The organism is Rhizobium binxianense (genome assembly GCF_028994275.1).
Lineage (GTDB): Bacteria > Pseudomonadota > Alphaproteobacteria > Rhizobiales > Rhizobiaceae > Rhizobium > Rhizobium binxianense.
The window spans coordinates 3,566,695-3,579,045 of record NZ_CP118713.1; the positions used below are offsets into that span (position 1 = coordinate 3,566,695).

6 protein-coding genes and 3 pseudogenes are annotated in these 12,351 nt (G+C 60.1%); 2 read left to right on the forward strand and 7 right to left on the reverse strand.

What is annotated here, in order from left to right:
* Positions 1-21 precede the first annotated feature (21 nt).
* The 5 genes and pseudogenes from PO860_RS17525 to PO860_RS17545 form a co-directional block, all read right to left on the reverse strand.
* Positions 22-1,179, reverse strand: coding sequence for a GGDEF domain-containing protein (locus tag PO860_RS17525; RefSeq protein WP_183609464.1), 1,158 nt, complete (start codon positions 1,177-1,179; stop codon positions 22-24).
* Positions 1,180-1,398: 219 nt separating this feature from the next.
* Positions 1,399-5,646, reverse strand: coding sequence for a beta strand repeat-containing protein (locus PO860_RS17530; RefSeq protein WP_275032510.1), 4,248 nt, complete (start codon positions 5,644-5,646; stop codon positions 1,399-1,401).
* 389 nt (positions 5,647-6,035) lie between these two features.
* Positions 6,036-6,930 (reverse strand): annotated as a pseudogene (locus PO860_RS17535) (IS630 family transposase).
* Positions 6,861-7,064: pseudogene (locus tag PO860_RS17540) on the reverse strand (IS701 family transposase); the annotation flags it as partial. The pseudogenes PO860_RS17535 and PO860_RS17540, both read right to left, overlap by 70 nt.
* Positions 7,065-7,090: 26 nt before the next feature.
* Positions 7,091-7,423 (reverse strand): annotated as a pseudogene (locus tag PO860_RS17545) (hypothetical protein); the annotation flags it as partial.
* A gap of 204 nt (positions 7,424-7,627) precedes the next feature.
* On the opposite strand from PO860_RS17545, the gene PO860_RS17550 reads away from it, so the two are divergent.
* A protein-coding gene (locus tag PO860_RS17550; RefSeq protein ID WP_275032514.1) for an IS630 family transposase occupies positions 7,628-8,576 on the forward strand; the annotation gives its coding sequence in 2 pieces (ribosomal slippage) (positions 7,628-7,963 and positions 7,965-8,576; 948 coding nt in all).
* A gap of 463 nt (positions 8,577-9,039) precedes the next feature.
* On the opposite strand, the gene PO860_RS17555 is transcribed toward PO860_RS17550, so the two are convergent.
* Entirely contained in the window at positions 9,040-9,630 is a 591-nt protein-coding gene (locus PO860_RS17555) for a GNAT family N-acetyltransferase (protein ID WP_275032516.1), read from the reverse strand.
* Positions 9,631-9,724: 94 nt separating this feature from the next.
* Positions 9,725-10,858: an ornithine/lysine decarboxylase gene (gene odc2 / locus PO860_RS17560; RefSeq protein ID WP_012485255.1), complete on the reverse strand. Its 1,134-nt coding sequence runs from the start codon at positions 10,856-10,858 to the stop codon at positions 9,725-9,727.
* 531 nt (positions 10,859-11,389) lie between these two features.
* Between odc2 and PO860_RS17565 the strand changes: the two genes are divergently transcribed.
* A complete protein-coding gene (locus PO860_RS17565; protein WP_183609461.1) occupies positions 11,390-12,283 on the forward strand; it encodes a LysR family transcriptional regulator in 894 nt (297 codons plus the stop codon).
* The last annotated feature ends 68 nt before the right edge of the window (positions 12,284-12,351 follow it).

The following is a 12,351-nucleotide window of genomic DNA, read 5'->3' on the forward strand; positions in this document are numbered from 1 at the left end:
GATAGGAGACTCACCCCTTCTCTAAGCAGCCTGCTGATTTTCTCCGCAGGCTTCGACCCGGTTGCGGCCTTCGCGCTTCGAACGATAGAGCGCCTCATCCGCCTTCTGCATCAGCCGTTCAAAATCCCCGTCGTTTTCACGACGCGCGGCAACACCGATACTCAGCGTCGGAAAGACGGCCAGATCCAGCCGTTGCATGACGGCGGCGGCAAAGGTGAGACGGAGGCGGTCGGCAATCAGCACCGCATCTTCGCGGGAGACATTTTTCAGCACGACCAGAAACTCATCCCCACCTTGACGGGCGAGCAGATCGCCGGACCCCATGATGTCTCGCGCAACACCGGCGAAAAGCCGCAGCATTTCGTCGCCGGCGGCATGACCATGCCGGTCGTTCAACTGCTTGAAATGGTCGATATCGATGATCAGCAGCGATACCGGCCGGGAACCGAGAGCGGGCAGATGCTGGGCAAGGCCGCCGCGATTGAGCGCACCGGTTAGTGGATCGTGGTGAGCGAGTTCGGTCAGCTGATTTCGGCTGCGCTCAGCGGCCATCAGCACCATGGCCATGCTGCGCAGCATGATGAAAGCGACCGCCGATACCGCCATCCAGCTATGAATTGCACTGCCGCCGAAAGGATCCGGCCCGCCGATCTCGCCGGTCGCCGCAAGAATGCTGCGAACCGCAAAGATCATGGCAGTGCAGGCATAGAGGCCGACAAGCAGGGCTGCCGAATAAAGCTTCTCGCGCCGGACGATGCTGACGGCTTCCCTTGCGACGGCAAGATCGCACAGGCAGCAGATGACGGAGACGTAGAGGAGCCGGGCCGATACGGCCGAAGGGTTGCTGACGATAAGCACGACAGGCACGCTGACGAGAAAGATGGCGAGCCAGAAAGTCCGCTGGTCGAGCGCTCGTCCCGAAAAGACGCGCACGGCAAAGAACATCAGCATGTAGCCCGCAATGGTGACGATATTGCCGCCATCGATCGAGACGGAATAGGGAACGAAATTGCGCAGCGCGACGAGGAAGGACCCGACACCGACAAGCAGGTTGCTCAAGCCCCACCACAGCGGCCACCTCTCGAAGCGGCCGGTCGCATAGGCTGCGAGCTGGAGAACGCCCAGCACGAAACAACTCACGGCAACAATGAAATAAATAGTCCTGAGATCCAGCAGCATGACGCTTTCCCGAGGTTCTGGCGGCGGAACCTACAGCAAGCATTTTTCAGTTTGATTGGGGGCTTCGCTAAAAATTGAACGATTGCTGGTTTTCCTGCTGCGTGACTCAAGGTGTTACAGCATCCGCCGCCAAAAAACTGGCGCTAAATTTCAAACAGGAAAGCCGGCCAGTGGCCGGCTTTCCTTCTGGTTTGTAACCCAGACCTTTTCGCTTGTTGATCAAAACTCGTGATATGCTGTGAGCAACGCTTGGACTTGGTCGTTGTTCATTGCGGCAATTTGTTGAGCTTTGAAGCCGCCAATTTGATCTTCGCTGAGGCCAGCGATGTCCGCCACCTCAAGACCTGTGATTGCTTTCGTGTTGATTGCGCCGATGTCATCAACAGAGAACTTTGCCAGATCGGCGGTGCTCATTGCTGTGATCTGAGCCGCGCTTAGCGACGCTGTTTGCGCAGTGGTGAGCGCTTCGATCTGGCTCTCGGTCATCGCATCGATCTGCCCGGCCTTGAGACCTGCAACCGCCTTGACGTTGATCGCCGCGACCTGACCTTCCGTCAGCGCACCAATCTGGCCAGTCGTCAGCGAGCCAACCTGACCAGACGTCAGAGCACCGACCTGAGCCGTGCTCAGTTTGGCGACCTGTGCCGTCGTCAACGCGCCAATCTGTTCGTTCTTCATGGCCGCAATCTGCGGAGCCTTCAAACCAGCAAGCTGATCGTCGGTCAGAGCAGCAACAGCCGTGGTCGAAAGACCGGTGATCGCATTGGCGCTGATCGCGCCGATCTGTTCCGCTGAGAACTTGGCCAGACCGCCGGTGCTGATGGCACCGATCTGGGTCGAGCCCAGAGCGCCGATCTGGCCAACGGTCAGGGCACCCGCCTGCGTGTCCGTCAGAGCGCCGATCTGCCCGACCGTGAGACCTGCAACCGCCTTGACGTTGATCGCCGCGACCTGACCTTCCGTCAGCGCACCAATTTGGCCAGTCGTCAGCGAGCCAACCTGACCAGACGTCAGGGCACCGACCTGAGCCGTGCTCAGTTTGGCGACCTGTGCCGTCGTCAACGCGCCAATCTGTTCGTTCTTCATGGCCGCAATCTGCGGAGCCTTCAGACCAGCAAGCTGATCATCGGTCAGAGCAGCAACAGCCGTGGTCGAAAGACCGGTGATCGCCTTGGCGCTGATCGCGCCGATCTGTTCCGCTGAGAACTTGGCCAGACCGCCGGTGCTGATGGCACCGATCTGGGTCGAGCCCAGAGCGCCGATCTGGCCAACGGTCAGGGCACCCGCCTGCGTGTCCGTCAGAGCGCCGATCTGCCCGACCGTGAGACCTGCAACCGCCTTGACGTTGATCGCCGCGACCTGACCTTCCGTCAGCGCACCAATCTGGCCAGTCGTCAGCGAGCCAACCTGACCAGACGTCAGAGCACCGACCTGAGCCGTGCTCAGTTTGGCGACCTGTGCCGTCGTCAACGCGCCAATCTGTTCGTTCTTCATGGCCGCAATCTGCGGAGCCTTCAGACCAGCAAGCTGATCATCGGTCAGAGCAGCAACAGCCGTGGTCGAAAGACCGGTGATCGCCTTGGCGCTGATCGCGCCGATCTGTTCCGCTGAGAACTTGGCCAGACCGCCGGTGCTGATGGCACCGATCTGGGTCGAGCCCAGAGCGCCGATCTGGCCAACGGTCAGGGCACCCGCCTGCGTGTCCGTCAGAGCGCCGATCTGCCCGACCGTGAGACCTGCAACCGCCTTGACGTTGATTGCCGCGACCTGACCTTCCGTCAGCGCACCAATCTGGCCAGTCGTCAGCGAGCCAACCTGACCAGACGTCAGAGCACCGACCTGAGCCGTGCTCAGTTTGGCGACCTGTGCCGTCGTCAACGCGCCAATCTGTTCGTTCTTCATGGCCGCAATCTGCGGAGCCTTCAGACCAGCAAGCTGATCATCGGTCAGAGCAGCAACAGCCGTGGTCGAAAGACCGGTGATCGCCTTGGCGCTGATCGCGCCGATGTCCTCGGGAGAGAACTTGGCTAGGTCGGCCGCACTCATAGCGCCAAGCTGGCTAGCGCTTAACGCCGCCGTCTGTACAGGGCTGAGCGCTTCGATCTGGCTCTCGGTCATCGCATCGATCTGCTCGGCCTTGAGACCTGCAACCGCCTTGACGTTGATCGCCGCGACCTGACCTTCCGTCAGCGCACCAATCTGGCCAGTCGTCAGCGAGCCAACCTGACCAGACGTCAGAGCACCGACCTGAGCCGTGCTCAGTTTGGCGACTTGTGCCGTCGTCAACGCGCCAATCTGTTCGTTCTTCATGGCCGCAATCTGCGGAGCCTTCAGACCAGCAAGCTGATCGTCGGTCAGAGCGGCAACAGCCGTGGTCGAAAGACCGGTGATCGCCTTGGCGCTGATCGCGCCGATCTGTTCCGCTGAGAACTTGGCCAGACCGCCGGTGCTGATGGCACCGATCTGGGTCGAGCCCAGAGCGCCGATCTGGCCAACGGTCAGGGCACCCGCCTGCGTGTCCGTCAGAGCGCCGATCTGCCCGACCGTGAGACCTGCAACCGCCTTGACGTTGATCGCCGCGACCTGACCTTCCGTCAGCGCACCAATTTGGCCAGTCGTCAGCGAGCCAACCTGACCAGACGTCAGGGCACCGACCTGAGCCGTGCTCAGTTTGGCGACCTGTGCCGTCGTCAACGCGCCAATCTGTTCGTTCTTCATGGCCGCAATCTGCGGAGCCTTCAGACCAGCAAGCTGATCATCGGTCAGAGCAGCAACAGCCGTGGTCGAAAGACCGGTGATCGCCTTGGCGCTGATCGCGCCGATCTGTTCCGCTGAGAACTTGGCCAGACCGCCGGTGCTGATGGCACCGATCTGGGTCGAGCCCAGAGCGCCGATCTGGCCAACGGTCAGGGCACCCGCCTGCGTGTCCGTCAGAGCGCCGATCTGCCCGACCGTGAGACCTGCAACCGCCTTGACGTTGATCGCCGCGACCTGACCTTCCGTCAGCGCACCAATTTGGCCAGTCGTCAGCGAGCCAACCTGACCAGACGTCAGGGCACCGACCTGAGCCGTGCTCAGTTTGGCGACCTGTGCCGTCGTCAACGCGCCAATCTGTTCGTTCTTCATGGCCGCAATCTGCGGAGCCTTCAGACCAGCAAGCTGATCATCGGTCAGAGCAGCAACAGCCGTGGTCGAAAGACCGGTGATCGCCTTGGCGCTGATCGCGCCGATCTGTTCCGCTGAGAACTTGGCCAGACCGCCGGTGCTGATGGCACCGATCTGGGTCGAGCCCAGAGCGCCGATCTGGCCAACGGTCAGGGCACCCGCCTGCGTGTCCGTCAGAGCGCCGATCTGCCCGACCGTGAGACCTGCAACCGCCTTGACGTTGATTGCCGCGACCTGACCTTCCGTCAGCGCACCAATTTGGCCAGTCGTCAGCGAGCCAACCTGACCAGACGTCAGGGCACCGACCTGAGCCGTGCTCAGTTTGGCGACCTGTGCCGTCGTCAACGCGCCAATCTGTTCGTTCTTCATGGCCGCAATCTGCGGAGCCTTCAGACCAGCAAGCTGATCATCGGTCAGAGCAGCAACAGCCGTGGTCGAAAGACCGGTGATCGCCTTGGCGCTGATCGCGCCGATCTGTTCCGCTGAGAACTTGGCCAGACCGCCGGTGCTGATGGCACCGATCTGGGTCGAGCCCAGAGCGCCGATCTGGCCAACGGTCAGGGCACCCGCCTGCGTGTCCGTCAGAGCGCCGATCTGCCCGACCGTGAGACCTGCAACCGCCTTGACGTTGATTGCCGCGACCTGACCTTCCGTCAGCGCACCAATTTGGCCAGTCGTCAGCGAGCCAACCTGACCAGACGTCAGGGCACCGACCTGAGCCGTGCTCAGTTTGGCGACCTGTGCCGTCGTCAACGCGCCAATCTGTTCGTTCTTCATGGCCGCAATCTGCGGAGCCTTCAGACCAGCAAGCTGATCATCGGTCAGAGCAGCAACAGCCGTGGTCGAAAGACCGGTGATCGCCTTGGCGCTGATCGCGCCGATCTGTTCCGCTGAGAACTTGGCAATGCCGTCATCGCCGAGCGCAGCAATCTGCGTAGCACTAAGCGCACCAATTTGCTTTGCAGTCAGATCACCGACCTGGTCGGCCGTGAGCGAATCAAGCTGAGAGTTATCCATCGCTGACACTTGCGAAGCGTCTAAGCTTTGGATTTTGGCGGCATCGAGAACAGCCAATTGAGCAACGGTCAGACCCTTGATGGAAGATGCCGAAATTGATGCAAGCTGGCTGCCGTTCAACTCGGTAAAGTCCTCAACCTCCAGCGCGGCTACTTGATCCTTGCTCAAGGCCTTCACCTGGGTCGCATTCAAGGAACCTACTTCTTCCTTAGTCAAAGAAGTAATCGTCGCGGTGGAAAGAGATTTGATCTGAGTTGCGGTAAGAGAAGAAACAATGGAGGTCATCTATGGAGCGCCTTTAGGTTGACCGATTGCGATGTTATTCCTGCCAGCGGTGTCGCGAGAAGCACCGCCGCTTGGAGCGGATCCTGCGCTTCGACGTCGCTCGCCGTCTAGCCGATACGGAACGCACCGACGACTCGGATCTTGGGAACATGAAAGTGACGAAACATCGCTCGGCGGAGCCAAGGCGTCGGGAAGGCATCATGCTCACAGGGCGAAAATGGACCCTGTCTCCCTAACCTGAAAACACCATGACTTGCCAATCAAGCCGGTGTCCTCGAATTCGATTACCGAGTACGCAAATATTTTGGACATCAGAATTCTGCTCAAATAACTATCCGGCAAATGTCTAATTTCAGGTTAACGGCGACGCGGTCTAGAGCAGATCCTGTTCAATCCGGGTCATATCCTGCAGCTCTCAAGTAGTTTGCGCATTCTCCAGGGGGGAACGGGGGTAGCAAGGCGCCGACTGCGTCCCATAGCGCATCAATCTTTCGCTCCGCTCTTGCCCGCAACATCGCTTTCAATTTCGAGAATGCGTTTTCGATGGGATTAAAGTCGGGACTATAGGGCGGCAGAAACACGCGTTTGGCGCCGGTGCGCTCGATGGCTTCGCGCACCCCGGCTGCCTTGTGGGCCGGCAGGTTATCCATAACGACGACGTCGCCGGTCTGAAGGGGCGGCGAAAGCACTTACTCGACACAAGCCATCGCTCCATCGTAGACGAAGGGTGCGGTCATGCCTGTGAGGCGGAGCGCGCAGGTGAATGTCGTTGTTTTCCAATGGCCGTGCGGTATGCCAGTCCGATAACGCTCGCCTCGAATTGCGCGTCCGCGCAACCGTGCCATTTTGGTCGACAGGCCGTTCGACGGGCAATCGATTCACTGGATCGATTGCTTCTCCGTCTCACCATCTATAAAGATCAGCCTATCGGGATCGAGATCAAGCTGACCATCGAACAGGCACATCGCCGCTTCAGGACATCCGGCCGATCCTAATGCATGTGCGGACTTTTTTAAACGTCCAGCCGCAGCGTGGCAGCCAAGCACCAAGCGCGCTACCGCTGATGCGCATCTGCCGCTCCGCGCAAAGCCACTCGACCATTTCATCGAGCGTCACGTCCTTGCGATCATCGATCATTTCGATAACGAACGCTTCGTGTGCATCCAAGCTCGAGGATCTTCGCCAACCTTGTGGACGTGCCGTTTGCTCGCCTTCTCTGCCAATGCCTCCGCACGCATCCAACCCGTCTTGCGCCGCTCTTCTCCCAGCAAACCGTCCAGAAATTGGCTCGCTGAATTCGCTACCCGCTCCTGCGTGAACAGCCGTCGCATTCGCACTTTCACATCACGCAACGAGGACGCTCAAGGCTCCAGTGTCGTCTCTATCGATACACCTGCCATCCACGACCTCCAAATCATGGAGACCTATAGATTCAGACAATGCACGTCGCCACATCCGCGGGGCTCAGGGCCGCAATCTGCAGCGAACTGAGGACGCCGACTTGGGATGACGTCAAAGCCTCTGCTTGCGCCGTCGTCAGCGCGCTGATCTGCTTGGTCGTGATTGCTGCGATCTGCAGCGAGGTTAAACTTTCGATGGCGGACGTCGTCAGTACGGCCAGTTGATCAAGAGTGAGGCCGGATACGGCACCTTGCGAAATTGCGCTCAACTGCTGAGAGCTGAGGACCTCTACGTCTTCCGTCGTCCAGGCAGCGACAGCCGCCGTCGAAAGCGACCTGATCTGAGTGAGACTGTAGGAAGAAACTATCGAGGTCATAGACAAGACTCTTTCAGCAGCCGATATGAACGGGATCGGGATGTCGCAGCCTGGCAAGGCGCGTCTTACCGATTCGCAGGAAATGAATGTCTCCAAAATTCGCCGCCAGCCTAGAGCGGTTCATTGCTTATCGGAATCGAGGTGGGATTCCCAAATCAGCAGAATTGTGATTCATCCTGGGTGCTGGAATGGAGGCCAGCATCGATGACGCGACCTTATTCGAATGATCTTCGTGAACGCGTAGTGGCTGCAGTTGCAGGCGGTCAGAGCTGCCGAGTGGTGGCTGAACGGTTCGACATTGCCGTCTCCTCTGTGGTGAAGTGGTCGCAGCGCCATCGGGTAACCGGCAGCGTCTCACCCGGCAAGATGGGTGGCCATCGCCGGCGGGTGCTGGAGCCGCATCGCGCCTTCATTGTCGAGCGGATCGAGCAGATCTCGCACCTGACGCTGCATCGGCTGAAGGACGAACTGGCCGCCCGCGGTATCGCCGTCTCCCATAATGCCATTTGGCAGTTCATGCGCCGTGAAGGTCTGAGCTTCAAAAAAAACGCTATTCGCCCTTGAGCAGGGCCGTGCCGACATTGCCCGGCACAGGCAGCGCTGGAAGACTTGGCAAGCCCGCTTCGATCCGAAGCGGCTCGTCTTTATCGACGAAACTTGGATCCGCACCAACATGGCGCCGTTACGCGGCTGGGGACCGAGGGGCAAGAGGCTGCGCGGCTTTGCCCCACATGGACGCTGGCGCACACTCACTTTCCTCGGCGCTCTGCGCTGTGATCGGCTCACTGCGCCCTGCGTCTTCGATGGCCCAATCAATGGCGAGTGCTTCGAGGCTTATGTCCGCCAACAGCTGATCCCGACACTTAAGCCCGGCGACATCGTCATCCTCGACAACCTCGGCTCTCACAAAGCTAAGGCCGTCCGCGATGCCATCAAGGCGGCCGGCGCCAGACTATGGTTCCTGCCGAAATATTCCCCTGACCTTAATCCGATCGAACAGGCATTCGCCAAGATCAAACATTGGATGCGCCAGGCCCAAAAGCGAACCATCGACGACACCTGGCGTCATCTCGGAGACCTCGTCGGCACCATCAAGCCTGACGAATGCGCAAACTACTTCACAAACGCTGGCTATGCTTCCGTCAAAACGTGAATGTTCCTGCTGGAGTCCTGATCGCCGCTTGATCCCGACCCAACCGTCTGCAGCTGGAAGGCGACCGCACGCGCGCTCGCGAAACGGGCAATCGACCAGATCGGGTGCCTGCGGCTCGGATGACGCTCCCGTCAAAACCTGGAATTACCACGCGTCGGGATATAGAAGCCGGCGAGACGCCAAATGCCGATCATCGCAGACATTGCATATGAGCGGACGGAGACGCAATGTCCACGCAAATGATGCGCGGCGCGGCGCGCCGACAAGGGCTACGACGCGGAAGACTAGGCCAAGACGAGGCCGGGCGGGCGCAGCTCAAGCTGCGTGGCCTGGGCAAGGTGAAGCTGGCCACCGGCTGAAGCGCGTCGCATCAAATTTGATTCATGCGATGCGCTTCAGCTGTTTGTTTTATGCATGCCGTTATCCCGGAACCGCTGCACACTCCGGGCGACACGCATTGGCTTCAGGCGGCGCGGCGAACCGGCGCGCTGGCCAGTATGCGTCCCGAAGGGACGATCATGCCGGCCGCGCCGTCAAGCCAGCCTTCCGTAAGCTCGAGCGCCAGAAAGCGCGAGCGTTCGAACGGGCCTGGCATGACAAGATGGCGAGCCTTCTCGGCAAAAAAGCCGAAACGCTCGTAATAGGCAGCATCGCCGACGAGCAGGACGGCGCCATGCCCACGCTTCTTCGCTTCGAGGATCGCCGCGCGCATGAGCGCCGAGCCGATGCCTTTGCCGCCGCAATGCGGCGCAACGGCGAGCGGCCCGAGCAGCAGCGCATTGATCGGCGTGCCTTCGTCGTTGACGCCGGCCTCGATGTTCCAGAGCCGCACCGAGCCGATGACATGGCCGTCGCGATCGCGCGCGACGAGCGCGAGGCCCTCGGCCGGCACGCGATTGCGGCGGATCTTCTCCGACGACTTCTTGCGGCGATCCAGGCCCATGACGCGGTCGAGCAGGTTTTCACGGGCAACGACATCCGAAGGATTTTCGGCATCGATGGCGAAAGTGGTGGGCGCAAAGAATGCGCGGACAGAATCAAGAACAGCGGCCATCTTGGCCTCCCGTACCCAATACCGTTATCAGCGGCGATGAAGGAAAATTGTGAAGTTGCCGCCCCCGCTGGTTACGGGGCCGGCGGAAACGACCTTAGATGACGTAGGCCTTCAGCGGCTCGAAACCGTTGAAAGCGACCGCCGAATAGGTCGTCGTATAGGCGCCGGTGCCTTCGATCAGGACCTCGTCGCCGATCGAAAGGGAGATCGGCAGCGGATAGAGGTTCTTCTCGTAGAGCACGTCGGCCGAATCGCAGGTCGGGCCGGCAATGACGCAGGGCTCCATCTCGTCGCCGTCGTGCTCCGTACGGATCGGATAGCGGATGGCTTCGTCCATCGTCTCGGCGAGACCGCCGAACTTGCCGATGTCGAGGAAGACCCAGCGCGCATCGTCATTGTCCGACTTCTTCGAAATCAGCACGACCTCAGCCTTGATGACGCCGGCATTGCCGACCATGCCGCGGCCCGGCTCGATGATCGTCTGCGGGATCTGGTTGCCGAAATGCGTGCGCAGCGCCTGGTAGATCGACTTGCCGTAAGCTTCCGCGGACGGAACGTCGCGCAGGTACTTGGTCGGGAAGCCGCCGCCCATGTTGACCATCTGCAGGTGGATGCCCTGCTTGGCAAGCGAGACGAAGACGCGCTTGGCATCGGCAAGCGCCGAATCCCAGGCATCGACCTTGGTCATCTGCGAACCGACATGGAACGAGACGCCGTAGGACTGCAGGCCGAGCTGATGGGCGTAGACGAGAACGTCGACAGCCATCTGCGGCACGCAGCCGAACTTGCGCGAGAGCGGCCATTCGGCGCCTTCGCCGTCCGTCAGCACGCGGCAGAAGACGCGGGCGCCGGGAGCGGCGCGCGAGATCTTCTCGACTTCCTCGTGGCTGTCGACGGCAAAGAGGCTGACGCCGAGCGCATGCGCGCGGGCGATGTCACGTTCCTTCTTGATCGTGTTGCCGAAGGAGATGCGGGCGGCGGTCGCACCGGCTTCGAGCGCCATTTCGATTTCGGCAACGGATGCGCAATCGAAATTGGAGCCGAGGCCTGCGAGCAGCTTCAGCACTTCCGGGGCCGGGTTGGCCTTGACGGCGTAATAGATGGCGCTGTCCGGCATGGCGTGACGGAAAGCGTGGAAATTGTCGCGAACCACATCGAGGTCAACCACGAGGCAGGGACCGTCGGGACGTCGGGTTGCGAGAAAGTCGCGGATGCGCTGGGTGGTCATATCGATTCCCTCTTCCAATTCCAGAGCTCCGGCATGAACCGGAGGACAAAGGGCATACGAGAACTCGCATTGGAACCAGCCGGTGGAGACCCCGGAACCATAGCAAGCGCTCGATGCGCGGATAGTGAACCAACGCCGCGGATGCGGTGTAAGTTCGGCTTTGTCTGCCATGGATTGGAGGGAGAATCCCAACCGCACTTCCGGCAATGATGGTGTGCCTCTTCAGTAACCCCCGCTGATGGAAAGCAGGGAGAGAACAAAAAGGCCCGCACCGTCGTTGCTTCAGGCGTCCTCGCATTTTCCGGTTGGCCGGAATAGCGACTGGAGGGGTTAATTCCAGGTACCTTACCGATTTCCTCACCAATTCGAGGGTTCGGCGGACACCCATGGGCACGTGCGACTTTGGGCTGAGTGGGAAATAAGAATATTCGCCTTCACAATCAAGCGTTTTTTTGATCTCGAGGCTAAAAAAAATAATTGAACAAAACAAGCCAATTTGTTCAATATTCCGAAACAGCCTGGAGGGGTGCCATGGATACCTTGACCCGCATACGCGCCTTCATCGATGTCGTCGAAGCCGAAGGCTTTTCCGCTGCGGCGCGACGCACCGGCCGTTCGAAGGCGCTGCTCTCCAAATATGTGCGCGAGTTGGAGGATGAGCTCGGCGCTCTGCTGCTCAACCGCACCACCCGGCAGTTCTCGATGACCGAGGCCGGCCACACCTATTACCGCACCGCTTCCGATATCCTCAAGGAGATCGACAACCTCGCCGACCTCGTGCGCGAGAACAATGCGCAGCTCAAAGGACGGCTGCGCATCTCGGTGCCGCGCACCTTCGTCGACGCCGATGTCGGCCAGTCGCTGATTGATTTCGCCAAAGAGAACCCGGACCTTTCGCTGGAGATCGCCGCCGACGACCGGTTCGTCGATCTGATCGAAGAAGGCTTCGATGTGGCGATCCGCGTCACCAAGCTCGAGGATTCCGGCATGATCGCCCGCAAGATCTCGGATTTCCGCGTCCATCTCTGCGCCACTCCGGAATTTCTCGAGCGCCATCCGAACATCGAGCATCCGACCGATATTTCCAACGTCCCCTTCATCGTCGATACCAATGCGCGGAGCCAGGCGAGCATCCGCTTTCACAATCCCGACAACACCTCATTCGCCGTCGCCGTTTCCGGGCCGATCGAGGTCAACAGTCCGCATGCGACATTGCGCGCAGCACTCGCCGGCATCGGCATCGCCCTCATCCCGGATTTCATCGCCCGCAAGCCGATCGAGAGCGGCGAACTGGTGACGCTGTTCAACGACTACCTCCCGACCGACCGCGGCATCTACGCCGTCTATCCGCACCGGCGCTACTTGCCGGCCAAGGTGAGGATCTTCGTCGACTACCTGCACAACTGGTTCAAAAAGCATCCGTAATGCCACCCTTCTCAAGCGATGCGACATTCCGTCCCGCTTCAGCCTCCGGTTCCGCGAATCCGATGCGG